The sequence below is a fragment of the Gilliamella sp. X-60 genome, assembly GCF_057063585.1.
Map to the genome: position 1 here is coordinate 117,399 of NZ_JBXSQJ010000001.1, position 26,088 is coordinate 143,486.

Annotated in this window: 21 protein-coding genes and 1 tRNA gene; 8 read left to right on the forward strand and 14 right to left on the reverse strand. The window is 35.4% G+C overall.

Annotated elements, in window-relative coordinates:
* Nucleotides 1–10 precede the first annotated feature (10 nt).
* Nucleotides 11–1,051 carry a tRNA preQ1(34) S-adenosylmethionine ribosyltransferase-isomerase QueA gene (gene queA, locus ACYIAM_RS00575; protein ID WP_483746880.1) on the forward strand — a complete coding sequence of 347 codons (1,041 nt, stop codon included), beginning with the start codon at nucleotides 11–13 and terminating at the stop codon, nucleotides 1,049–1,051.
* 80 nt (nucleotides 1,052–1,131) lie between these two features.
* On the opposite strand, the gene ACYIAM_RS00580 is transcribed toward queA, so the two are convergent.
* Nucleotides 1,132–1,776, reverse strand: coding sequence for a M48 family metalloprotease (locus ACYIAM_RS00580; protein ID WP_483746881.1), 645 nt, complete (start codon nucleotides 1,774–1,776; stop codon nucleotides 1,132–1,134).
* Between the two features lie 174 nt (nucleotides 1,777–1,950).
* Between ACYIAM_RS00580 and tgt the strand changes: the two genes are divergently transcribed.
* On the forward strand, nucleotides 1,951–3,087 hold the full coding sequence (tgt, locus tag ACYIAM_RS00585) for a tRNA guanosine(34) transglycosylase Tgt (protein ID WP_174797911.1): 1,137 nt from the start codon (nucleotides 1,951–1,953) through the stop codon (nucleotides 3,085–3,087).
* A 73-nt stretch (nucleotides 3,088–3,160) separates the two neighbouring features.
* Nucleotides 3,161–3,237: transfer RNA gene (locus ACYIAM_RS00590), tRNA-Pro, on the forward strand.
* A gap of 176 nt (nucleotides 3,238–3,413) precedes the next feature.
* Here ACYIAM_RS00590 and ACYIAM_RS00595 read toward each other — a convergent pair.
* Nucleotides 3,414–4,442, reverse strand: a complete 1,029-nt coding sequence (locus tag ACYIAM_RS00595; protein ID WP_483746882.1) for a LacI family DNA-binding transcriptional regulator — start codon at nucleotides 4,440–4,442, stop codon at nucleotides 3,414–3,416.
* 292 nt (nucleotides 4,443–4,734) lie between these two features.
* On the opposite strand from ACYIAM_RS00595, the gene ACYIAM_RS00600 reads away from it, so the two are divergent.
* The 4 genes from ACYIAM_RS00600 to ACYIAM_RS00615 all read left to right on the forward strand — a co-directional run bounded on the left by ACYIAM_RS00600 (nucleotide 4,735) and on the right by ACYIAM_RS00615 (nucleotide 7,623).
* The gene (locus ACYIAM_RS00600; protein ID WP_483746883.1) at nucleotides 4,735–5,178 is read left to right on the forward strand and encodes a PTS sugar transporter subunit IIA; all 444 of its coding nucleotides are present in this window, start codon (nucleotides 4,735–4,737) and stop codon (nucleotides 5,176–5,178) included.
* Nucleotides 5,179–5,210: 32 nt separating this feature from the next.
* Nucleotides 5,211–5,483, forward strand: a complete 273-nt coding sequence (locus ACYIAM_RS00605; protein WP_174797904.1) for a PTS sugar transporter subunit IIB — start codon at nucleotides 5,211–5,213, stop codon at nucleotides 5,481–5,483.
* Between the two features lie 20 nt (nucleotides 5,484–5,503).
* Nucleotides 5,504–6,865 carry a PTS ascorbate transporter subunit IIC gene (locus ACYIAM_RS00610; RefSeq protein ID WP_483746884.1) on the forward strand — a complete coding sequence of 454 codons (1,362 nt, stop codon included), beginning with the start codon at nucleotides 5,504–5,506 and terminating at the stop codon, nucleotides 6,863–6,865.
* Nucleotides 6,866–7,197: 332 nt separating this feature from the next.
* A complete protein-coding gene (locus ACYIAM_RS00615; RefSeq protein WP_483746885.1) occupies nucleotides 7,198–7,623 on the forward strand; it encodes a GNAT family N-acetyltransferase in 426 nt (141 codons plus the stop codon).
* Nucleotides 7,624–7,721: 98 nt separating this feature from the next.
* On the opposite strand, the gene ACYIAM_RS00620 is transcribed toward ACYIAM_RS00615, so the two are convergent.
* From ACYIAM_RS00620 to ACYIAM_RS00630, 3 genes are all read right to left on the reverse strand, one after another.
* Nucleotides 7,722–9,170, reverse strand: a complete 1,449-nt coding sequence (locus ACYIAM_RS00620) for an APC family permease (protein ID WP_483746886.1) — start codon at nucleotides 9,168–9,170, stop codon at nucleotides 7,722–7,724.
* Nucleotides 9,171–9,344: 174 nt separating this feature from the next.
* Complete coding sequence (adhP, locus tag ACYIAM_RS00625; protein ID WP_483746887.1) at nucleotides 9,345–10,379, reverse strand: alcohol dehydrogenase AdhP; 1,035 nt, start codon at nucleotides 10,377–10,379, stop codon at nucleotides 9,345–9,347.
* A 295-nt stretch (nucleotides 10,380–10,674) separates the two neighbouring features.
* Nucleotides 10,675–11,994, reverse strand: a complete 1,320-nt coding sequence (locus ACYIAM_RS00630) for an MFS transporter (protein ID WP_483746888.1) — start codon at nucleotides 11,992–11,994, stop codon at nucleotides 10,675–10,677.
* A gap of 239 nt (nucleotides 11,995–12,233) precedes the next feature.
* On the opposite strand from ACYIAM_RS00630, the gene ACYIAM_RS00635 reads away from it, so the two are divergent.
* The gene (locus ACYIAM_RS00635) at nucleotides 12,234–13,274 is read left to right on the forward strand and encodes a tagatose 1,6-diphosphate aldolase (RefSeq protein WP_483746889.1); all 1,041 of its coding nucleotides are present in this window, start codon (nucleotides 12,234–12,236) and stop codon (nucleotides 13,272–13,274) included.
* Nucleotides 13,275–14,538: 1,264 nt separating this feature from the next.
* Here the strand turns inward: ACYIAM_RS00635 and grxB are convergent.
* The 9 genes from grxB to ACYIAM_RS00680 form a co-directional block, all read right to left on the reverse strand.
* The gene (grxB, locus tag ACYIAM_RS00640) at nucleotides 14,539–15,189 is read right to left on the reverse strand and encodes a glutaredoxin 2 (protein WP_483746890.1); all 651 of its coding nucleotides are present in this window, start codon (nucleotides 15,187–15,189) and stop codon (nucleotides 14,539–14,541) included.
* Nucleotides 15,186–15,815: a Pr6Pr family membrane protein gene (locus tag ACYIAM_RS00645; RefSeq protein ID WP_483746891.1), complete on the reverse strand. Its 630-nt coding sequence runs from the start codon at nucleotides 15,813–15,815 to the stop codon at nucleotides 15,186–15,188. The genes grxB and ACYIAM_RS00645 overlap by 4 nt, the downstream gene beginning before the upstream one ends.
* A 163-nt stretch (nucleotides 15,816–15,978) precedes the next feature.
* Complete coding sequence (locus tag ACYIAM_RS00650) at nucleotides 15,979–17,013, reverse strand: hypothetical protein (protein WP_483746892.1); 1,035 nt, start codon at nucleotides 17,011–17,013, stop codon at nucleotides 15,979–15,981.
* A 57-nt stretch (nucleotides 17,014–17,070) separates the two neighbouring features.
* Nucleotides 17,071–17,343 carry a PAAR domain-containing protein gene (locus ACYIAM_RS00655; protein ID WP_174796771.1) on the reverse strand — a complete coding sequence of 91 codons (273 nt, stop codon included), beginning with the start codon at nucleotides 17,341–17,343 and terminating at the stop codon, nucleotides 17,071–17,073.
* 31 nt (nucleotides 17,344–17,374) lie between these two features.
* Nucleotides 17,375–18,208: a DUF6708 domain-containing protein gene (locus ACYIAM_RS00660; protein WP_483746893.1), complete on the reverse strand. Its 834-nt coding sequence runs from the start codon at nucleotides 18,206–18,208 to the stop codon at nucleotides 17,375–17,377.
* Nucleotides 18,209–18,500: 292 nt separating this feature from the next.
* Nucleotides 18,501–19,538, reverse strand: a complete 1,038-nt coding sequence (locus ACYIAM_RS00665) for a T6SS immunity protein Tli4 family protein (protein ID WP_483746894.1) — start codon at nucleotides 19,536–19,538, stop codon at nucleotides 18,501–18,503.
* Nucleotides 19,539–19,632: 94 nt separating this feature from the next.
* Nucleotides 19,633–21,429, reverse strand: a complete 1,797-nt coding sequence (locus ACYIAM_RS00670) for an esterase/lipase family protein (protein WP_483746895.1) — start codon at nucleotides 21,427–21,429, stop codon at nucleotides 19,633–19,635.
* A 17-nt stretch (nucleotides 21,430–21,446) separates the two neighbouring features.
* Nucleotides 21,447–22,574 carry a hypothetical protein gene (locus tag ACYIAM_RS00675; RefSeq protein WP_483746896.1) on the reverse strand — a complete coding sequence of 376 codons (1,128 nt, stop codon included), beginning with the start codon at nucleotides 22,572–22,574 and terminating at the stop codon, nucleotides 21,447–21,449.
* A gap of 59 nt (nucleotides 22,575–22,633) precedes the next feature.
* A complete protein-coding gene (locus ACYIAM_RS00680; RefSeq protein WP_483746897.1) occupies nucleotides 22,634–25,291 on the reverse strand; it encodes a type VI secretion system Vgr family protein in 2,658 nt (885 codons plus the stop codon).
* Nucleotides 25,292–26,088: the final 797 nt, after the last annotated feature.

Below are 26,088 nucleotides of genomic sequence, written 5' to 3' on the forward strand. Positions count from 1 at the left end.
GAACACAATTATGCAACTATCCGATTTTGATTTTTATCTTCCCAAAGAGCTGATTGCCAAACATCCTTCAAAAACCAGAAGTGCATGTCGACTTTTATCACTAGATAGCCATACAGGTAAAATTGAAGATAATGTATTTACTGATATTATCGACAAAATAAATCCGGGTGATTTACTGATTTTTAACAACACAAAAGTAATTCCTGCTCGCGTGTATGGTAAAAAAGCTTCAGGAGGAAAAATCGAAATCTTAATTGAAAGGATATTAGATAATAACCGAGCGCTTGCACATATTAAGGCATCAAAATCACCCAAAGTAGGCGCAGAACTAATATTAGGAGAAGATGCATCTACTCATGTTACGATGCTAGCACGCCACGATACTTTATTTGAGTTACAGTTTCCTGATGATGTACTTAGCATTTTAAATAAAATTGGTCATATTCCATTACCGCCTTATATTGATCGTCCAGATGATGAACAAGACCGTGAAGTTTATCAAACCGTCTATAGTAAAGTGCCCGGTGCCGTCGCCGCCCCCACTGCCGGTCTTCATTTCGATAAACCTTTATTAGAAAGACTAAAACAAAAAGGGGTTGAAATGGCATTTGTTACTTTACACGTTGGCGCAGGAACTTTTCAACCAGTTAGAGTTGAAAATATTCAAGCGCATATTATGCATTCAGAATATGCCGAAGTACCAGGCTCAGTTGTGGATGCCGTATTAGCATGTAAAGCGAGAAACAATAAAGTAATTGCTGTGGGAACAACGTCGGTTCGCGCTTTAGAAAGTGCTGCGCAAAGAACAGGTGAAATAGCGCCTTTTTTTGCCGATACGCAAATTTTTATTTATCCAGGCTACCAATTTAAGGTTATTGACTCCCTCATCACCAATTTTCATCTACCAGAATCAACGTTGATTATGCTTGTTTCTGCATTTGCTGGTTACCAAAATACCATGAATGCTTATCAACATGCAGTTAAAGAAAACTATCGATTTTTTAGTTACGGTGATGCTATGTTTATCACTGATCTGAGTAATCAATCTTAATGAAATATTAAATAGATAGCCAATCTGATTTGAATTAATCTCAAATCAGATTGGTTATTTTCAATTAACTACTCAGATATTTATTTACCGTTTATTCTATTAATAATATTTGTTATGCGTTTTTTGCTTGAAGGGTGAGATGTTGGATTATTTGTTGAATGAATAGGCACTTTTACTAGCATTTCAACTAAACTCATCGGATCAATATTTTGACTGACTAATAAATCAAAAGCATAATTATCAGCTTCGACTTCATATTGTTGAGCAACTTCTTCTTTCGCAATAATAACAAGTTCGTCAATGTTATCAGTAAATTCAATATAAGGGGCTTGTAGAAATAAACTAACTGCATGTTTGAGCGCTATATGCGCCTGTTCGTGAGCAAGTACTGCTTGTAACTCATTATCATTTAACAATTTTATTAAGCCACTGTTGACACGTATACAGCCATTAGCGGTAGACCATGCATTAGGCTCGGTATTAATATAGACTTTATAATTTATCTCAATATTATTCGCTTTTGTGGGTAAGGTTTTAGCAATTTTATTTAGCCTTTGGCTTAATGCATGGTCGTCAGCGGCGATCACTGCCCGCTTATCTATTTCAATGCAAGCAAGCTCGCTAATGGCAAATATATCATTTTCAGAGAGCGATTTAAGCCGTTCTGAGATAATGACTTTTGGATAAGTCTTATCTTGGATCTGACAGCCAGTGATTAGAAACATCAACAAACACGACAAGAATAAAATAATGCGTTTCAAACGATTCAAAGCCCCTTCAAATATTGTTTATTCCAGTCAGGCGCGATAAACTAGGCCCTGTAAATTAATGATACGGCTACGTATTATAACAATAATTCGCGCCAAACTGTTTATTTGGTCGCAAGAGGTTAATAAAAAATGAAATTTGAATTAGATAATACCGACGGATTAGCTCGTCGAGGACGTATGAAATTCGATCGTCGCGGAGTCGAATATACTGTTGAAACCCCAGCCTTTATGCCTGTTGGTACTTATGGCACGGTAAAAGGTATGACACCTGAAGAGGTTGCCGCGACCGGCGCTCAAATCTTGCTCGGTAATACATTCCATTTATGGTTAAGACCGGGACAAGAAATCATGCGTAAACATGGTGATTTACATGATTTCATGCAGTGGCATGGCCCAATTCTAACCGATTCGGGTGGGTTTCAAGTTTTTAGTCTTGGAGATATTCGTAAGATTAAAGAAGAAGGCGTCTATTTTCGTAATCCGATTAATGGCGATTCTATTTTCTTATCACCTGAAATTTCAATGGAAATTCAATACGACTTAGGTTCAGATATTGTCATGATTTTTGACGAGTGTGCGCCCTTTCCTGCTGAGTGGGATTATGTCAAAAAATCAATGGAGATGTCATTGCGCTGGGCAAAACGAAGTCGCCAGCGATTTGATGAATTAGGCAACAAAAATGCGTTATTTGGTATCGTGCAAGGTGGTATTCATCAGGAGTTACGTGATATCTCAATTAAAGGGTTAACCGAAATTGGTTTTGATGGCTATGCGGTTGGGGGATTAGCTGTTGGTGAGCCTAAAGCAGATATGCACCGAATTTTAGAGGGTACTTGTCCACAATTACCTGCCGATAAGCCTCGTTACCTAATGGGAGTGGGTAAGCCTGAAGATTTAGTTGAAGGTGTACGCCGAGGGATTGATATGTTTGACTGTGTGATGCCGACACGCAATGCGCGCAATGGTCACTTATTTGTCACAAATGGCGTGATTAAAATCCGCAATGCGAAATATAAAGACGACACCACACCGCTTGATCCGCATTGTGATTGTTATACCTGTAAACATTACACAAAATCTTATCTTCATCACTTAGATAAATGTGGAGAGATTTTAGGTGCACGTTTAAATACCATCCACAATTTACGTTATTATCAACGCTTAATGGCAGAAATTCGTGAAGCGGTTGCCAACAAACGTTACGAAGATTTTGTTGTCGAATTTTATCAACGCATTGGCAAAACGCCTGCGCCTTTATCAAAATAAACACATAACAGGCATAATTTTTTGCAGTAGGTATTGACACTTTTTAGTTAGCGCAGTATTATGCGCTTCCTAACGGCGAGTAGCGCAGCTTGGTAGCGCAACTGGTTTGGGACCAGTGGGTCGGAGGTTCGAATCCTCTCTCGCCGACCAATTTCATAAAAAAGCCTACTTGAATGAGTAGGCTTTTTTATTTAACTCTGTTTTGGCTGAATTTAAATGAATGATGCTTTGTACAAAGCTAGCTAATACTGTTTTTGCAATACAATAAAAGAAGCGATACTTATCAAGTCAGCACATTTCATTTTATTATTTCAGACTAACAAAAACTATAAACTATCTCTTGATTGAATCATCGGCGCTAAGGCTGAGAAGTCTGATTGATAATTAGTTTCATTTCTTAACTGATTTAACAATAAATTAGCTATATATTTGCCAATTTGCTTAGACGGCTGCGCAACGGTTGTTAATGGTGGAAGACTGACTTTACTAAACTCGCTATCGCCAAACCCACTTACCGCTAATTGATATGGAACGCCTATGTGCCGCCGTTGACACTCATAAAGCACGCCACATGCTAATTCATCTGTCGTACAAATTAAGGCTTCGATATCAGGCCAGTTCAAAAGTACATCCGGTAGTAATTCACTTCCTGTACTAAAATTAGCAGGCTTTGCAGCATGTATGACCCTATGTGTAGATAAATGGTGATTTAGCATTGCTTTATGCCAGCCATGTAACCGTTGTTGAAAAAGGTAGTATTGCTGGTTAGCGCAAAGCAAACCAATAGATCGATAACCTTTTTTGATCACATGCTCAGTCAACATATACATTGCTAAACTATCATCCAATCCCACATTCAGATTAGTTAATTCATCATATTGCTTGCCAATATTCATAACTTGAACGGTTTTATTTCGAGCTAACTGTCGAATAAAATCATCACTTTCAACATAAAAAAGGAGTATTGCTTCAAGATTATGGCTATATAGTGTATTTAATAATTGTGATTCACATTTAAGATAGTGGTAAGATTCAATGATTAATATAGTATATCCTTCTTGTGCCAAGCTTGCTTGTAACGCATTAAGTAACATTTGAGTGGCGTGATCATAGATCTTAGTCGTTATAATTGCGATGACCTGATTAGCCGATGCGGATGCTAACAAGCTAGCTGCAACATTTGGTTTATACCCTAACGTATCAATGGCAATTTGAATCTTTTTACGAAGTTTATCAGAGACACGCTCTGGACTACGCAAAGCACGAGATACCGTCATAGAGCCAACACCCGCAAATTTAGCCACATCAAATAAAGTAACCTGTCCTGTACTTCTGCGTTTTTTTATATCCTGCATCTTTCACTCCAATTGCATGTCAATGATAGCCAATTAACAGTGGATGTATCATAACCTCATAAAAGGTTATGGATCTGTCTTTTAAATCACAATTTTTTAAATAATATTATTCGGCAAAAGTAGGCGTTTTCTGATTAATTTATTGAAAATGTTAACTACATCACATAATGGATGAAAATTTTATCAACTTTGATAGCGCTATCACATTTCTTATTTTTTTTTATTTCTATTATTACGCGGTGTGTTAATTTCCTAATAAGCTCTCAATGAGATCAAATTTAGCGGAGGAAAAATGTTAGCAAAATGGTTAACTAGCCAAACGGTCAATATTGTTGATTCAATCGATGATTGGCAAACAGCGATACAACTTTGTGCAAAACCGTTATTACAAAATAACACTATTTCACCTGATTATATTCAAGCCATTTTCAAATTACATGAATCAATTGGCCCTTATTATGTCTTGGCTCCAGGTATTGCGATGCCACATGCAAGACCAGAACAGGGCGTAAACCAATTAGGTCTATCAATGCTATTGGTCAAAAAAGGCGTCAAATTTAATTCAGAAGAAAACGATCCTGTTTATTTAATTACTTTATTAGCAGCAAGTGATAGTACTAGTCATATTGAAATATTAACTCAATTGGCAGCACTATTTGGTACACAAAATGATATCCAGACAATTTTTAATGCGCAAACCCCTGCTCAAATATTGTCTGTTATCAACCATTATTAAATTTAATTAAACTCAATAAAAGGATAAACAAAATGAAAATTATGGCAGTTTGTGGTTCAGGTCTTGGTAGTAGCTTTATGGTTGAAATGAACATCAAAAAAGTTCTTAAAAAATTAAACATTGATGCAGAGGTTACACATGCCGATCTTGCTTCAGCAACACCAGATCAAGCTGATTTATTTGTCATGACAAAAGATTTAGCTGCCAGTTCAGGTATTCCTGACAATAAATTAGTTGTACTAAACAATATTATTGATATCAATGATTTAGAATCAAAACTTGTTGAACATTTTGCTAAGTACTAATCAACCTATGAGGTGTTGCCATGATTCAAGAAATCGTAAAATTTATTGTAGATATTTTAAAAGTACCTGCGATATTAGTCGGTTTAATTGCGATGGTTGGGCTAATTGCCCAACATAAATCATTTGCTGATACCGTAAAAGGCACAGTTAAAACAATTTTAGGTTTTTTGGTATTAAGTGGTGGTGCAAGTGTACTTATTAGTGCAATTACCCCACTAGGCATAATGTTTGAACAAGCTTTTAAATTACAAGGTATCATTCCTAATAATGAAGCCATTGTTTCTATGGCATTAAATGAATTCGGTGCAGCAACAGCATTAATTATGGCATTGGGTATGATCGCCAATATTGTGGTCGCACGGTTTACACGCTTAAAATTTATTTTTTTGACAGGACATCATACGTTTTATATGGCTTGTATGATTAGTATTATTTTAACCGTAGCGGGTTTTCAAGGCTGGCAACTCGTGTTCACAGGTTCATTAGTTCTGGGATTAATTATGGCATTTTTCCCTGCGTTAGCACAACCACATATGCGTAAGATTACCGGTAATGATGATGTTGCATTTGGACATTTTGGTACTTTAGGTTATGTGTTAGCCGGGTGGCTTGGGCAAGCTGTGGGTAAAAACTCTCGTTCAACCGAAGAGATGAATTTACCTAAAAACTTAAGCTTTTTGCGAGATAGCTCAATTTCAATCTCATTAACAATGATGATTATCTATCTCATTTTAGCAATATCTGCTGGTGCAAGCTATGTCGAAACCAATCTAAGCAAAGGTGATAATTATTTAGTTTATGCAATTATAGAAGCAATTACATTTGCTGCCGGAGTATTTATTATTCTTCAAGGTGTGCGATTAATTCTAGCTGAAATTGTACCTGCCTTTACAGGTTTTTCGGAAAAATTAGTCCCTAATGCCAAACCGGCTCTTGATTGCCCTGTAGTATTCCCATATGCACCTAATGCAGTACTCATTGGTTTTTTATTTAGCTTCCTTGGTGGTTTAGTCGGATTATTTGTTCTAGGGCAATTAGACTTAGTCCTTATATTGCCGGGTGTTGTTCCCCATTTCTTTTGCGGTGCTACTGCTGGCGTATTTGGCAATGCAACGGGAGGACGTTGTGGGGCAATGCTAGGCGCGTTTGCGAATGGTTTATTAGTCACATTTTTGCCTGTTATGCTATTACCAGTATTAGGATCACTAGGTTTTGCTAATACGACTTTCTCGGATGTCGATTTTTGTGGTATTGGAATTATTCTTGGTAATATGGCTAAATGGTTTAATAAAGATATGATAATGGGTATTTTTATGGCTATTTTTGCCATATTAGTTATTTATAATTATGTAGCTAAACCTAAAGTGGATGCAAAAAATTAAGCGTACTTACTATAGCCTCTAATCATATTAGGGGCTTTATCCAAGCGATTAATATCGAAAAATTAAAAATTATGGCAACGAAAATAACCCAATCATAAGCAAAATGCCATTCTTGCTTTATATTAACTATCAAAAATTTTTCATTTACAACCACTATATCCAACCATAAGATTAAACATTTAGGCATAAAAAAGAAAGAAATAAACATGAACAATACCAAACAAGCGAGTATTTATGTTAATAAACATATTTCTCTACAACCACCAGCAAAAGAGCTCGCTGCTGAGTTGTATCGTGTTATAGATTTTAACTGAGATTATTTTAGCCAATTTATGGCATGGTCTAAGTTTGTGATTCACCCAAAAGATACCGCTGATTTCTTAGATTCTTGTTTAGCAAAACATCAAAATAATCAGTCAAAAAATTATGTCATTATGTTGAATAATTATGCTGTAGGGATGCTTTCTTTTAATCAAATCGATCAAAATAATAAAACAGCCTACCTTGGTTATTGGTTAGATAGCCGAGTTCAAGGACAAGGGATTATGACACAAGCCATTAATGCCCTAACAAAATATTATGCGACAAAGCGAATCATTAAACGCTTCGTTATTAAATGCTCTGTTGCAAATAGACAAAGCAATGAAGTGGCCAAACGATGTGGTTTTAGCTATGAAGGTACACTTAAGCAAGCTGAGTATTTAAATGATACTTTTTACGATCAACACATTTATAGTTTAATTTCGACTTATCTTTAACAGTGTTATCTTAATTAAAAGAAACCAAAAACTTTTGGTTTCTTTTATTGCCACGATAAAATAGCATCAAACAAACTATTTAATCAGCCACCACAATACTATTTACTAGCCATACCGCCATAAATGATTAACATAGCAACAACAGCTATTGCCAATATCGCAGTAGTATATTGGGTTTTGAAACGATACTTTTTCACTTCACCAACTGAAAGATCTCTATTTTGGTTCTTACTTTGATAGTAATAGTACATTGGTAAACCTAGTAACGTTAGCACTATTGAGGCAATACCATTTTCTGTTTGATGAACCAGCATACCATAGATGACATAAAGAGATCCTGTAATAGCAATAATAGGAATAACGGGGTAGCCAATGACTTTATAAGATCTTGGTATAGTAGGGTATTTTTTTCTAGCTATAATAACACCAACAAACGTTAATAAATAAAAAACCCAAATCGAAAACATCGAAATTTCAGACAAACGATCGGCATCTAATAATACCGAGTATAAAAATGAAAAAACGACAAGGACTAAAATTGCATTTACCGGTGAACGACTGTCTTCATCTATTGTGCTTAAATAACGTGCACCAACAATATTGCCGCGCTCAGCCATACTAAAAATAGTACGTGATAATGTCATAATATAGCCATTAATTCCGCCTAAAATTGACACCATAATACCAACTGCAACCAAATTACCACCTAAATGCCCAAATAGGCGTTGTGATGCAACAGAAGAAGCGTCATGTCCTAATGAGACCATTTCTTGAACTGGAAAAATTTTAAATAAGGCAATATTGATACAAGCGTAAACAATGACTAAAAATATAATTCCCAAAATAATGGCTTTAGGCAATACTTTAGCTGGCTTATTAATTTCACCCGCAACCGATGCCACTTGAGCCCAACCATCATAGGCAAATAATGTCGCTAAAATCGCAACAGCAAAAGGGGCATATGTCTCAATCCCTTGACCACTAGCACTAAATAATGCAACTTGCCCATTTCCTTCACATAATCCAAATATCGCCAATAACATTATTGGAACCAATTTACAAGCCGTCGCAATAGTTTGAAGATACCCCGCTTCTTTGACACCAATTGCATTAATAAAAGCAATAAAACCTAATGCTCCAGCACCTACTGCCATTTTGTACGTATTTTCAATATCAAATAATGAACAAAACACCGAACTAAAATAACCCACTAATGCACCAATCAAAGCAGGTGAAAAAATCACTGTCATCATCCAACCATAAAGATGAGAAATTTTAGCGCCATAGATTTTTTCTAAATAAACGAGCATTCCCCCAGTTTTTGGAAACATTACGCCGAGTTCACAAAGTGTTAACCCGCCACAAATAGAAATAACACCACCAATTACCCATGCTAACAGTGCATAATGATAATCACCTGCTACCTCTAATACTGCAGGCGGTTTCATAAAAGCGCCTGCTCCTAAAACCATTCCCACAACCAGTGATAATGCAGAAACTAAACCAAGATCTTTCCGCAAGTTATTTTCTAAATTGTGATCTGCCATAAAGATCCCCTTAAATATATAAATAAACGTGAAAAATTTAGTTATGATAGGGATTTATTTATAAAATACAAGCAAGATTCATTTTAGTTAATTAAAAAGTTTCAAAAATCAGAATGCTAAAATAAACAAAAAGTCAGCACAAAGCTGACTTTTTATTCGCTATTTTTTGAAAATTTATTTCTTTTTCTTCATTTTCATATCAACAACCATACGACCTCGAATTTTACCTGCTTTCATTTCCTCTATCATATCATTGATATCTTCCAAAGGTCTTTTTTCGACTATGGGCACAACTTTACCTTCGGCACTAAATTGAAATGCTTCAGCTAAATCTTCACGAGTACCAACCAGTGAACCTAAAACTTGAATACCATCTAATACTGTTTTAGGAATACTCAAATCCATATTTTCAGAAGGCAAACCCAATGCAACTACACGTCCTAAAGGGCGCACTGAATTGATAGCTTGATTGAATGCAGTTTTAGTAACCGAGGTCACAACAGCGCCATGCACACCACCTGCGGTGTGCTCTTTTATATAAGCCCCCACATCCTCAACTTTCTTAGGATTAACGACTAAATCCGCACCTAGTTTTTTGCATAATTCCAGTTGACTATCACTGTTACTGATTGCAACGACTTTATTGTTAAATACTTTTTTACCATACTCAATAGCAAGTGTACCTAATCCACCAATACCAAATACAGCAAGCCATTGACCTGGTTTTGTATTCGCCACTTTAATCCCTTTATATGTCGTTACACCTGCGCATGTCACGCTAGTTGCTTGTGCAGGATCGAGCCCTTCTGGCACTTTAACAGCATAATCCGCTTTAACAATGCATTGTTCTGCCATACCGCCATCAACGCTATAACCAGAATTTAACGCATTTCGACAAAATGTCTCATTACCTGAAATACAATACTCACAAGTACCGCAACCAGCATGAAACCAAGCAATACTGACACGATCACCTATTTTCAAACTTTTTACATCAGGCGCAATTTTAGTCACAATGCCAACGCCTTCATGACCAATAACTCGCCCCGGTTTTTTACCAAAATCACCCGATGCCACATGGATGTCTGTATGGCAAAGGCCACAATATTCAACATCAACGAGTGCTTCTCCTGCTTGTAAAGGGCGAACAGGGATATCTTTAATTTCGACTTGACCGTCACACTCTTGTCTAATAACTGCTGCTTTCATTTTTTCTCCTAGCAAATTTTAAAATTAAAATATCATTGATTTTATTTTAACCTAATCCTGCTTAAAAAATTTGAGTTGTTTCACAATTTTACTAAATCGTATTGATGTTTTAATAAACTATACTAAAACGTAGCCTTTCCTGAAACTTTTTGACAAAATAAGATGGATATATCGTTTAAATGAATAAAGCAGGCAGATATGAATGTAAGGTAAGTCAGCTAAATGGGAAGCAAGAACAAATTTTTATACTTCCCATTTACCATTATAAAATAATCAACTCTACGATTAGCATTTGTTATGCAAGATCTTTAGCAATATATTTTTGGCTGTTATTATTAATGAATAAAAATAACCCAATCAATGCACCGAAACCAAATAATCCAATAACATAGATAGCTGGCGCCATTTTGCTCATAAAATCACTCAAAAAAGAGATCAACAAAGGTGTTAATCCGCCCGCAATGGCGTAAGCCATATTAAATGAAAACGATACGCCACTGTAACGAATCTGAGTAGGAAACACGGTCACCATAAAATAAGCAAAAGAACCTACAATACCAACACTCAAACCCGCTAACGAATAAGTCATAAATAAAAGGTGCGGGTTATCTAATGAGAGGTAAAAAATAGCGATAACAACAGTTGCAATAGCACAACCGATTAATATCACTTTCCCCATAGCAAATTTATCCATCATCATGCCATAAAATGTACAACTTATAATAAGGCCAATAATTGCTAATATATTGCCCTGTAACGCATCGACTGGTGAGTAGCCAAATTGCTTTTGTAATAAAATTGGCGTCATTAGCATAATAACCATAATCCCCGCAGACAGCACCCAAGTGAGTAACATGGATAAAATAGTCTGAGGTAAATACTCCGTCAACACAGTAATAACCGGTATTTTTTTAGCTAATTCTTGTTGTTTGCGTTTTTGCATTTCCTGAAAAATTGGCGTTTCTTTTAACCAACGACGTAAATACATTGCAATCAATCCAAAAACACCACCAATAATAAATGGTATACGCCATCCCCAATCAATGAGTTGTTCGGCAGATAAGCATTTATTCATAGCCGTTGAAACTAACGAACCGAGCAAAATACCTAGACTTAATCCACTAGTTAAAATGCCACATGCCAATCCAATTTTATTTTTCGGTACATGCTCTGAAACAAAAGTCCAAGCACCAGGAACTTCGCCCCCGACTGCTAAACCTTGACATAATCGCATAAACAGTAACAACAAAGGTGCTAAAATACCAATATGGGTATATGTGGGTAAACAACCTATAAATAGTGTGGGTAATGCCATAAGCAATATACTTAGCGTAAACATCCTTTTGCGACCAAACCGATCGCCAAAGTGCGCCATAACAATTCCTCCAAATGGACGTATTAAATATCCAGCGGCAAAAATACCAAAGGTTTGCACTTGGCTCAGCCAATCAGGCATATCATTCGGAAAAAAAAGATGACTAATGGTTATTGAAAAAAACACAAAAATGATAAAGTCATAAAATTCTAATGCCCCACCTAATGCGGAGAGTGCCAATGTTTTATAGTCTTTGGCATTTAGAGTTCTTGTCGATGTTTGGGGTACTACATTTTGCATGTGCATCCTTGTAAATTATTGTTTACAAACAGTTTAATGTAATTAACTACTATACGCTAACAGTTGCTTTTTTAAAAGAAGATATCCACTCAAGTGATAACTTAAACGCAATTATTATGCGTTGCGCAATAATTGTGTTCGCTTATTTTAAAAATACCGCTAAAACTAGCACAAATGATTAATAAATAGCCAAACAAAAAAACTACAATGAAACATCTTACTAAACGGAGAGCTATAAAATGGCTAAAAAATGTATTTCTCGTGGCAAATTCACACGTATGCAGCAATTATCCAACCAAGACGGCGTTATCGCTGCGTTGGCGATCGATCAACGAGGTTCAATGGTTAAGATGATGGAATCGGCCGTTGGCAAAGATCGTTATCATATTGATATGGTGTATGAATTTAAGGAACTTGTCTCTCAAGAGTTAACTAAATATGTCAGTGCAATTTTGTTAGATGAAGAATATGGCTTTAAAGGCATGGCTGCCAAAAATAGCAATGCTGGATTAATCATGTCATACGAAAAGACAGGCTATGATGCCAATACGCCAGGACGATTGCCCGATATATTGCCCGAAGATTCATTACAACGTTTAATAAAAAAAGGCGCAGATGCCGCAAAAGTATTGGTTTATTATAATCCTGATGATCCTCAAGATATTTTAGATAAAAAGCACGCTTTTTTAGAACGTTTAGGTAATGAGGCAAGAGCTGCCGATATTCCCGTTTTTGTTGAACCTATAGTATATGATAACGAGATAACTGACGATAAAAGCCCAGAATTTGCAAAAATCAAACCTCAAAAAGTCATTAATACCATTAAAGAATTTACTAAAGAACAATATTACATTGATATTTTAAAAGTCGAAGTTCCTGTGCTTTTTAAAAATGTCGAAGGCTTTAACGACAACAACGTCGTTGTCTACACGCAAAAACAAGCTGCTGACTACTTTAAACAAGCCAGCGATGTCGCAACGTGTCCTTTCATTTATTTAAGTGCGGGCGTGCCAACAAAAACCTTCCACCAAGAACTCATTTTTGCTGGTGAAAATGGGGCTAAATATAGTGGCATCCTCGGTGGACGAGCAACATGGTTTGAAGGCGTTGCCGCCTATGCAAAAGGTGGAAAAGAGGGATTAAAACGTTGGTTAGATCAAATTGGCCGTGAAAATGTTGAGCACCTTAATAAGATATTAAAACAATATGCCACGCCTTGGTATGATATCTATGGTGGTAAAGATAATATTGAAGTGATTGATCTTAAATTAGGCAATTAATTAGCAAACCAAACAGAGAACAGGTTTTGTTCTTATTTTCCTGTTCTCTCTTACCATGCTATCCTGTTTATCACCTTAGTTGTCGGAATTGCTCGTGTTATTTACAATAATTTGAGAAACGACTGTAATAGTTATACATAAAAAAAACAAAACTAACGCCTTATTACAGAAAAGCATATAGCGCTGATATCATAAAGAAAATACCCCTCCGTTATGGTATTAAACGTTTAGTCAAAGTTGAAAAATCCATTGAAGATAAATTAAAACGGCAAACTAAAGGCAATAACAAAACCTATCTAGGCAAAATGTTTCATGTTGACACCAAACATCTACCCTGAACATTCCATTTACAACGCCGAAAGGTCTCATCAGGTATTAAATAATCTAATTCTCATTGCATATAAACACGAAAACAGGCAGCATAATTTTCTACATCAATTGTGTCTTATCTATGGAATATTTATACAACTGTTCGCCTTTTAGATTATATTTTTTGTAAAAAATATTCAGGATTCTATACCGTTTCGTGATTCATTAAGAATTTGTAGTATCTCATTTGTTAAAACGTGGATATTCATCATATCAACTCAAAAATAAAAGTTGTCTGAACTCAAACGAATACAAGATAGAAACTTTAATAAAGATATGGTGTTCGCCTTTTAGATTATATTTTTGTAAAAAATATTCAGGATTCTATACCGTTTCGTGATTCATTAAGAATTTGCAGTATCTCATTGTTAAAACGTGGATATTCATCGTATCAATCCAAAAATAAAAATTGCCTGAACTCAAACGAATACAAGATAGGAACTTTAATAAAGATATGGTGTTCGCTTTTTAGATTATATTTTTTTGTAAAAAATATTCAGGATTCTATACCGTTTCGTGATTCATTTTGCAGTATCCCATTTGCTAAAACGTTGATATTCATCGTATCAACTCAAAAATAAAAGTTGTCTGAACTCAAACGAATACAAGATAGAAACTTTAATAAAGATATAGTGTTCGCCTTTTAGATCATATTTTTGTAAAAAATATTCAGGATTCTATACCGTTTCGTGATTCATTAAGGATTTGTAGTATCTAATTGTTAAAACGTGTGATCACCATCTTATTAATCGAAAACTTACAAACCTACCTGCTAACAAACAAATGGGAGTTACCTTGTTAGCAGATTATTTTAATCATGAAGTGTAAACAATCTGGCGTTTTCTTGCACCTGAGTTTTACAATAAATTAAAACGCCAGATCCACTTGCTGTTCATCAAATGGCTTTATCAAAAAACAAATTAACTTTACTCAGTTTTGCCATGGATTGTATATAAGCTTTAATTTTAGGCGGAAACGTTAAGCTTTTAACACACGTCAAATTCCGTAAGACAGGAAACAAACAGATATCATCTAAAGATAATTGACCATTACACGCATTTGGCGAAACAATCAATAATTCAAGCTTATTTAATACCGCAGATACGGCAGACACTAACGAATCAGTTTGCGCTAAACATTCATCAAATGACCCTAATTTGCCGACTTTACTGGTTGCAAAATAATCAATCGCGCTTTGTGTTGCAAATTCAGCTAAGCCGAGTTTTATATAACGAGGACACTCTAACTTATAATCATATTGCTGTAGCTGTTTGATTAACTCTGCAATATTTGGAGATTTAGATCCAATTAAAATCGGCTCACCACCATAATTATTATCAATATAATCAACTATATCTAAACTTTCAGGCATATAGCTACCATCCTCTTTTTGTAAAATGGGTGCCATTTTTTCGCCAATCATCCGCTCTGGCGATTGAAAATCATCACTCAGCAATACCTGCAATTCAACCGGTATGTTTTTTAAACCGAAAATCATTCTTGCCCTTACACAAAAAGGACAGTGTTCATAAATATACAGTTTCATTTTCGACTCCTTAAATATTCAATTGCCCAACATAAAAAGGCTAATCCCACAAATAGCAAAAAAACCTCACTCACAGCAAACAGCGCTTTTGGATAACCAATCTGCGTAACATTAATAAAAGGATATGGATACAAATTGGTGTAATAGCCACGCACAAAAATATAAATGCCATATCCAATCATTGACAATAACGCCCCCATAATGACTTTTAAATCAATTCGTCGAAATGGTCCAAAAATAAACCAGCTCAATAATCCCAAAGCAGGAATAACCGCATGCAAACTTTCATTAGCAATTTTCAATAATACATTAGGAGGTGGAGTATGAATGCTTCTTAACACTATGTTATACACAATAGTTGTTATAATCACACCCACTAAACCATTCAAACGAATAACTTTAAAACTATATCGATGGCAATTAGGATTGATAGCTAGCCAAAAACAACTCAATGCTAACATTAAATTTGATAAAACCGTGAAGAAACTATAATAATAAATTATTCGCCCTATTGAAGATTCGGGTTGCCAAGGACGAAACTTAGTATGCCAATAAATGTAAGTTTCCATGGCTATAATAGAGATTGCAAACAGCGCAATAAAAAGATGAATACTTCGCTTTAGCATAAAAAATAAATATAGATAAAACAGTACCCCCAGTATATACCAAATAGTATAAAAGCAAAAAGTTAACTGATTATTTTAAATTAATGCAAATAGTTTAAAATAATCAGTTTTTAATATAAAAATAAAATGCACATTTAACATAGCGATATATTACCTTAAACGCTTAACAAGTGTTATTTTCTTGCAAACATGACACAACCGAAGCGGTAAGTTGTGTTTTACCTACCATGATCAATTGTTTATCTTTTTTTATAGATACATTTTCAATGGCTAACACTAATGCCAACCAATATGAACAATAGCCAGCATAACCAATTGAAGTATCAATATCAAAATGATTTTTTGCTTCAAATTGAATTTGATTAAAGTGGTGCATAATTTCATTTTTAAAATCTGACGAAATACCGCTATACCAAACCCCGCCGTAATTGTTATCATCGGCACTGCCCCACAATAAAGCATGCTCAATAGTTTGCGTGAATTCCGTTTTTTGTTCACTACGATGAACTTTTATTAATGGCGAATTAACAGTAGGAAAAAATGGCGCTCTATTTACCTTTTCCCCTGCTAGAACTAGCATTGACGCAAACTCACCTTCATCTTTAATTGGGGTTGAAAACAGATGTGTATTAATCACCAAAAGCAACTCATCATCATGATCACTATCGTCTAACCATGTTTCTATAAATGTAGATGATTGGCTGGAATCTTCAATTTCAAAGCTAGCAGGATGACAAATTCTTTTTCCCAATGTTTCCATCCATAATGCCTTTATTTTATCGTTTGAAACTTCAGCATCAATAAATAACCTAACATGCAAATTTGATTGTGTTAACACGGTTGCAAATTTAGCTTTGTATGCTTTTTCAAAACGAGTAAAAATAAATTTTAAACGCTCATCAAAGCTTTCAGATTTCATATCATCAATCATAGATAAAGTCGTATGGGGAATAACAATGCCACTATTGCGGTGTAATTTACTTATCATAAAAAAATCATTATTAACGATAGCTGCTGCATTTCTTGTTTCGCCCTGTTCTGTAATAAGTGAAAATCCTAAAACATATAACCCTCTTTGCCCATAATTAATCAATTTTTGTTTACGCTTTTCTATGCATAAATTCCACTGTTCAATATAAGCTAGACGATTACCATAGAGATAAACACCATATAAAAATATAAACAGCCCAGAATCCAAAATTCATTCTTTTGGCATCAGACAACGGGGCTGGCAGTGATGTTAAATCGACAGACATTAGCTTTTTCCTACCTCGGATAATGATGAGATTAAAGAACAACCACAACTGCTTTTATGACCATCTAAAGCGACTTGCTTACCTTGATCGGAAAAAGTTGATTCGCCCTCAATAATAGGATTAATTCCATGGCCTTTTATTGGACAACTGACTAAATCCCCCACTCGAGCAACAGGTTTGCCTAAAATTGTCATTGTCGATGAAGCAGTAATGACTTTTCCGCCATGATCTGTCAAATCGCCTAACCGAATAACTCCGCGTAATTTACTCATTTTTCATTTCCCTTATTTTTTCATATTTGTATTATTGATTTCCTACCTGTTGATATTGTGCATCTATTTGCTGATACACTTCAAGCGAGCTGGCTTTGGATTTCTTGTCGATTTCTTCTGGCCAGTTGACTTTGATTGGCCATGTGAACTCTTCTTCTGGCATCAATTCTGCATCCAAATTATTATCCGAAAAGGCCATATAGTTATTTATCCACATCCATTCGTCATAGCTTAAACTGCTATCTGTACATAAAATAAAGTGGTCAATTACATTAGTAGTATTAGGTTTACATACCACACATTCAATACGGTAAGATCTGACCGTACCACCACTGGCAAGCGGTGCCGAAACTGAACTCATTACCCCTTGGATATCCATCCAATCAAATTCCTTAACAATGACTTCTTTGATTTTAAAGGGTGAGTATTTTAAAGCTCTCCAAGCTCCCAAATGCATTATAATATTTTCGTAAATATAAACTTTTCTTGTTTTCCGGTTTAAACGAATGGGACAATCTTCGGGGGCAAATAAACCACATAAAAATATTTGTATGAAAAAATAACTAATTAGTATAAACATACATTCTAAAAAAATAGCTAATAACCTTATTTCATCGACATAGATGATGGCATAAATAGCAAAAAAAGCCGAACAAATAAAAAGCAAACATGTAAAAAATATAATAATTACTATAAACCATCGAAGATAACCTCTCATTCCTTTTGGGCATCTTGACAGTTCACAATAATCATCATTAGCATAACGTAATTTTTTATTATTACTTAAATGTAATTTTGTTGTATAAACCCCTTTGTATAAATCTTCGCGCCAACATGAGACTTGCGGTTGATATTTGGATGGCATTATTTATTCCCTAACTTTTTATATTCGGCATCTATCGGTTGGGATAGTTAAATCATACGAGGCCGAATTCGTTCAAAGAGTTTATACAGCTCAGTTAATTTTTTTGGGGTATTTACACTATTATTATATATATTTGGGTATTTCTCTCTACTATTATCATATTTACTAACTAGTCCATTACGTGCTTTCATTTCTATTTTTAATGTAACTCCATCTTGCCAGCGGTATCCCTATAAAATTCTGGCGATATCAGGAATACCAATACTTTCCAACAATAAGGCCACAGTAATATTTATTCATTTTCAAAAGAGCTTTCCCTTATTCTAATGCTATTAGTGATTTCTTGCCAAAACACCATTAGTTGATCTTTGCTATACGCCTGTCTAGGATCTAAAGGAGGTTTGTAGTACATTTCTACCCGTAATCGAGGCGTTTTATAAGTTGGATCTGTTACATGAATGCCTAAAGTAAAAATATAAGCTAACCCGTCAGTATTAAATTCCAAATTGTCTTCAGAAGATTTATTTTTAACCACCCACTCTTCTAATTTTAAGTTATTACTCTCACGCGTACCTTTATAAATGGTATAACCATCTCCTTGTGTAAAATAAACTTCAGGTTTATCAAGTAGTGCATAATCGCTTGCAAAATCATTAAATTCAAAATAGAAAGAAAAATCTTCAATACTATCATGCCAATAACCATAATTCATATCTTTCCATTCGCGATCTTCTCCATGCATAAAACTGTTAAACATGCAAAACCCAGGTGTTGTTGGGATAGTTAAATCATCGCGTGGCTGAATTCGGTCAAACAGTTTATACATCTCTGTTAATTTTTGTGGCACGTTATTACCATAGGATTCAGGATCAATTTGCCTATCTTTAGCATATTGTTCGCCTAAGCCATTTTGTGCTTTCATTTCGATCTTTAACGTTACTTCATCTTGCCAGCGATAACCTTCTAACACTCTAAGAATATCAGCAGTACCAATACTTTCCATACGTTCAAAAATAATGCCTTGCATCTTTTCTGGGTCATTTGTATCTACGGGATAAATGGCCTTTAAATAATCACCATCCACTGGATCAACTGGTTTAGTATTTTTCAACTCTTGCTCACGCCGAGCTATCATCTGTTTAAAAGGGGGTAAGTATTGTTGCTTAGTGGTAATGGTCACATCATGATTACTTTTATAATAAAAGTTTCCCTTCTTTTTGACTTTAAATTCAATGGGTAAGTCGATTAAATAGGTGCCAATACAGCGTGTTGCTCTCTTTTCTAATAACTTATTTACTTGTTGCTGTTGTGTTGATGATAATTTGATCATACGAATATCCTTATGAAAAATGTGATAAACAAGGAGTAAAATCACTAAAATAGCAATAATTAAAAAGAAATATTTTTTATTAGATTTAAAGGAGTTAGCCATTAGTTTTAACCTGCTGCAAAATATCAATGATGGCACGCAAAGTAAATTCTTGACTAATTCCACTTTTATATGCCGGTTCGTGTTCTATGGATAAGTTCATACGTGCTTGTATACTATCCATGGGAATTTCAGCTGAACGTTGTGGTACCGTACCGTCACCATTACCTTCAGCCCCTTTTAAAGTATAGATTTCAGCAATGTTTCCTTGATTAACTGGATAAGAAGCCACTCGATTTTTTATTGTGACCGACTTCCAATCATGGCTATCTGTTGTGACAGTTCTATGCTCTGTTAGTTCAGTTAAATCAAGTCGATTTTGTGCACCAATATGATCCTTTGCTGGTTTTTTCATTTCTGGTTCATAGCCTTTAACATAACAACCTTGCCAGTGCGCAACTTTGTATGTTAAAGCACTTGTTTTTATATTCTGCTCATTCCGTTCTATACCAAAAAATACATAGGTATTAGGGTGATATTTATTAGCTATACTCTCATTAAATTTTTTTACTTTATATTTGACAATATTTTCATATTTCTTCCAATCATCTTGCATTTGTTGCAAATTATGGTCAGTATTAAATGGATTAATCAAATGGGGCTCACAAGCACACCACCATTTATCTTTGGCTAAATAGATTTCTGTATAAGGATCAGTTTTAGGATAGGATGCTGGGTTACCGTTGGGATCTGTGATCGTGAGCCAACCCATACCATATTCTGGCGTGGGTAATAACTGGAGAGGTCCTGGTGCTTGAGCACAAACTGCGGTCATTTCTGCGGCATCCTTGCCTAAAACATTGGCCGTTACAAAATTACTTATGCTATCATCTCCATTAACTTCTGTGCCCCGCTTCATTCGAGTATAGGCAGCAACGGCGCCAAGAGCTGGTTGTACACCGTTTATTACACCATATACTTTATTTTGACCACCTAACGCTTCGGTATAATAACGGGCAACTAATCCCCCCATAGAGTGGGTAATTAGAATCACTTTATCGCAAATTTGTCCACGCTTTTTATAAAAAGCAGGAATAGTTACCTCGACTAACCTTTTTAGCCTTTTGGCGCTATCTTCATTAGATTCTAACCAGTTATAACCCATCGCATACACAGGAAAATAAAATTTCTCGCAATGTTTAATTTGCTCTTTATCTAACGCTAGTGACGATTTTGAACCCTCATCTAATGAAAATGAAGGCGGTTTTATTAAATCATTTAAAATAGTTGATAAGTGACCATCTGGTTCAAATAAACTTTCTTGAAGTTTTTCTAAAAACTCGCCATAGCTTATGTAACCAACCGTGCCCCATCCTCGTTCTTTTCGTGTGCCAAATCGTTTATTTTCTGGATTATTGTTTATCGCTTTTTCAATTTTCTGTTGCCTAATATTGTACGCATCAATATATTTTTCGGTTTCATACTCTTTAAAATCTCTTATTGTACGGTTATACTCAGCTTTAATTTGCAAACACTCTTTTTCTGCAGCATCAATTACCTTGCCACGATCATCAACTTCTGTTTTATCGGGATCAAGTTCTAATTTTCGTGCTTTAGCATCACCATAATTCGGTAATGACCAGCCAATAACCGATCCTTTATTATCTAGACGCCAAATTTTTTTTGCTTCCTTTTTATCTGTTTTTTCTTTTAAATTACTGCCCATCACACCAGGAATAAAGATAATGGGTACAATAAGTCGTTCTTTTTCAAGATATAAACCTTGTATGGTATTTTCTGATGTTGGAACGGTATTATATAAATACGTGGCTTGCTGATTATTGTTAGTCATGCTGTTTTCTACCTATTCTATTCTTGGAGCAATTTTTTAAAAGTAATTAGCTGTATATAGACTTTATTTTCATATTGGCTAATAACGAGTTGTTCTTGAGAAGAAGCACTAACATAACCGCTTGCCATCGTTAACGCTAAATACTTTGTCAATTCTGTGGGTTTGGCAAAAGTTAAATCTATATCATGAATTAGATTTTCTTTATTTTCACCAATATCTAATTTATGCCTTTCAATGTTAAATTGAGTGCGATTTTTGGGGTCTAATCCAGAAATCCAAACATCTTTAACATTTTGAGCAGAAAGTTGTGTATAAGTAAAAAACTGATTGATATCAGCTGATAAATCGTCCTGAGCGATCATCAAACGACCTAACCAAGATTTTGCTTGTAGCTTTTTAGTATTAATTAATGATTCTGCACCAATTAACATAGCACTGATAAATTTACTGTGATGATGGTAGGTTCTATCACTATATTGGCATACTAATATTAGTGATAATTCTATATTATCTGGCTCTTCATAAAGGATTGACATCCATACCGAATAATCCATTACTGGTTCGGGATATAAATCCCAACGTTGAAATATGGCTTCTAGCAGTTCATCGTCATCAATGAGTGCTTTAGGTATGTAGATATGCGTTAAATAGTGACGATAATTAGGGCATTGTTGTTCTAAGTTTTGCATTACTTCATCAAGAAACCAATAGGGTTTAGTCGATGCAGTCAAATTAAATAGGGGTCTTGCTTTTTCAGGATAAAGAGGAATTTGTTCAAGATCACCTGTTAAAGCTTCTATGCCATTTTGTTCTGCACAGATCAGATAACTCCCAAATATAGGTATCTGTTGCTTACTCCAATTTTGCCAAAATTGGGTCGATTCTTGATTTAGTTCTGTGATTCTTTCATTATAAGCATGCTCAGAAATGTTAATTAATAAACAAGATGCAAGTATCATTATCCATAAAAAAAACGGTACACCAATAGCCAGAAACCAAAAAAAAAGGTAGTCTGAACCATCATAGGTAAAAACAGTTATTATAAAACCAGCTAAAATTAAGAATAATAAACTCATACCCCATAATAGATAATTTGGTTTTTTAATTGGTTGATAGCTTAATAATTTAGAAGTTTCCCAGCCCATTAATATGTTTCCTGCTATTTATATATTTGTGATCATGATTTAAATTAGTAATACGATGTTTAATTTTTTGTTTCTGGCTCAATCACAATAGTTATTGGCTCAACAAATTGGCTGTATTGTGCAGGTAGCATGCCATTTTCATCGGTTACTGCTTCTATTTCACTATTATCAGCCCGAATAATTCTTACCTTTCGGTTTTTTATAACAGAATTATCATGTTGCCAACGTAATTGCGAATGAAATGAATAATGACTACTTTTTTGTTTATTCATCATTTGACTTAAACTATCAGCCCCCAATTTTTGCCATGTTGCTGATTTATTAATAATATTATCTGGCGCGCCAATCTCGACTGACCCATCAGCAAGTCGAATATAGGCGCCTGCGCAAGTCAAAATGAGCTCTTGTTTAGCTGAAATAACAGTTCGCCCTTGTTGACTAACAATTGAGATATCTTTTTGTGCACTTAATAACATATCGTCATTTTGTGCTTGAATATCTACTTTGCCATGGGATGCAAATAATTTAATTCCCATTTTTTGTGCAAATAAACTAATGGTCTCGCCAGCTGCTACCATAAATTTCCTTAATACGCTAATATCTGTGTGCTTATAACTGGATAGTATTAGATTTTCACCGGAAGAAAGTTGAATGCTTTTTGGCGTCACTTGAGCAATACCTTTAGGGGATGAAAGTAGAATTGAAGCTGCTTTTAATTCTTCAAGAGACTGAGTTAATAATTTCTTTTGTGTTTCTAAATCAGCCAACTCAGCCTTGGCTTGTTTTGCCGCATCTTGTAGCGCAGATACCAAATTAAGAGCATTATTGAGTTGCTCATTTGCTTGTTGCATATTTAGCTGAATATCTTGCGCTTTATATTGTTCGTCAGAGGTAATAAAAAGCCCTTTTCCCGCTCTTATCGCCCCCCATTCGTCAGTGCGCAGTTCAAAGCCCTCACCACGTTGCCTTTTTTTATTATCGACCAAATGCCCCAAATTAAGTTGGCTTTTGCCGTATTCGGTGGCCAGTTTAATATGCTCTTGCCCGCGTTTATCATCCATGCGCAGTTTGTTATTAGCCGGCGTGCGAATCACATTGCGGTGTTTGTTAATGGTGGTAACATGGTCAGGGTGAGCACTGTCATGCATCGCATGGGCGATATATGGCCTATCGGGATTGCCCTGCATAAAGGCAATGGCTACTTCAGTGCCGTCAATTAACGGAAAGTGAAAACCATAGGTGTTACCCGCATAAGGTTTGGCTAAACGTACCCATAAGCTTTCGGTGCCACTTTTCCACTCTTTTAAATCAAAGTTAAATTTAACCCGATAGCGTCCTTGCGGGTCGATATAGCCATAGGTGTCATGATTAGGGCTGGTGACACGGGCAGGCAAAGTGCCGCTGACTTGTGGCCAGCGTATGGGCGCAGGCCGATAGGGTTTTAAGGCTTGATAGGGAATGGCGGTAAAGGTGAGCTCATAAGCATCAGTACGGTTACCTTGTCCCTGCACACTTAAAATAATGATACCGTCATTAATATCGGCCAGCGGACTGCCTTTGATGTTAATCCATTGACCGGGGGCAAGGTTATAGCGGTTACTCTTGCCTTTGAGGATAATTTGCTGGCTAATCGCCTGTTCATGGCGAATACGCGCATACCACTGACCACTTTCAATCTGATTCTCGTCATGCCTGTTATTCTCATTAAAGTTATTGCCATTATCACGATTATCATTATCATCATCATCGTTACTATCGCCACTATTTTGCCGGTTGTCTTGTCCGTTGCTATCTAAACCTTTATAGTGCTCGGCATAACGGTAGTCAGTGCCATAGGTGGTGCGGTCTTTGGGTTGGCTGTTAACTTCGCCCTGTAAATCGGCGAGGGCATCACGGTAGTTATAATCTTGTACCTTGACTGAGGCAACCACTACTTCACTATGCAGGCTGATATCCCACACACTTTCAACACCGGTATCTGCCATGCCACTGGGCGGTTTATAGTCGATATCGGCCACTTGGGCATAGCCTTGCTCATAATCACTTAACACCATTACATCACAGTGGTGCTCAGCATGCGTTTCAAAGCGAAACCAGATACCGACATCGGCCAATAAGCGTTGAATAAAGGCAAGGTCACTTTCTTGCCATTGGGTGATAAACTCCCGCTCAGGGTAGCTGTCTTTTAACTCTAAACGGTAATCAATGCCCGTCAAACCATGACTGCGTAGCACTTCTTCAACCACACTGACCACGCTTTGATTTTGAAATATCGCATTATGTTGCCCGACATTCAGCCGTGCTAAGCACGAAGATAACACCACCTGATAATGGGCTTCATCTTTATTGACCGATAACAGACTAAATTCGGTAATCACCCCATGCAAGGTGCGTTTATTCGTCAACGTGGGTAAATCACTTAATGAACGGATAGCGGAAGTTAATGGTTTATTGATAACAGGATTAAAGGAGAAGGTCGATTTTTGATTAAGAAAGGCATCAGGCGATAAGGTTTTGTCAGTACTGGTAAAGGTAATCACATAACGCCAAGGCTGGTTTAACGACTCTTCACCCTCAACATGCAAAACCGACATCGGCGCGCCCAGCCCGTCAACCGTTAAGGTATAGCTATTATGGCTAACCCCACTCAATCCCGCCATTAAATCGCTAAACCCGTCACCGAGTTGCCCCAAAAGACGATTAAGTTCATTTGACATGTTTTCCTCCTTATATCCATTTTATAAAAATTAATCGGTGTTATTTTTAGTTATTTTTTTATTTAACACTGATATTTTAATTATTAAGTTTAAATAACAGGCGGTTTAGCTAAAAAGTATACATTATTTTAGTGTGAAATTTAACCTTTTTTTTAAAAAATGGTTAAATAAATATTGTTTAATATCAATAAGTTCAGTTACTTAAACCAGTAACTGATAGCGGCTTAATCCCTTTGTTAAATAAGGGATTTAAGCAATCTTATTCTTTATCAAAAATAATTTATTAAATGATTGCATTTAAAATAGTTACACGCTGAAACGGTATAGACTCCTGAATATTTTTTACAAAAAATTCTGGCTTTTTAATAAAGAAAAACTCTGTTTTATTGCTAACTATGTTATAACCATAATAAATTTAAAGATTAATTGGTAGAGTAACGGAAACGCGATAGTCATAAAATGTAAATAACTCAATGTTTTCCTATATAGTATTTATATCTTATCCTTTTATCACTGAATGCAAATAACAAGCAGTTTAGTTAAAAAGCTATACGTTATTTTAGTGTGAAATTTAATCTTTTTTAAAAAATGGTTAAATAAATATTGTTTAATATTAATCAGTTCTGTTAGTTAAACAGGTATGTAACAACTGTTGAAAAGCTTATTGCAACTAGAATAGTAAGTGGTGAGTTGATACAAATTATTTTTAATGGTAACAATGATACTAAAAATAGCAATTTAGCTTAAACTACAACTTATTGACAGTTAGTATATAATGAAACAAATAACTGTGAGGT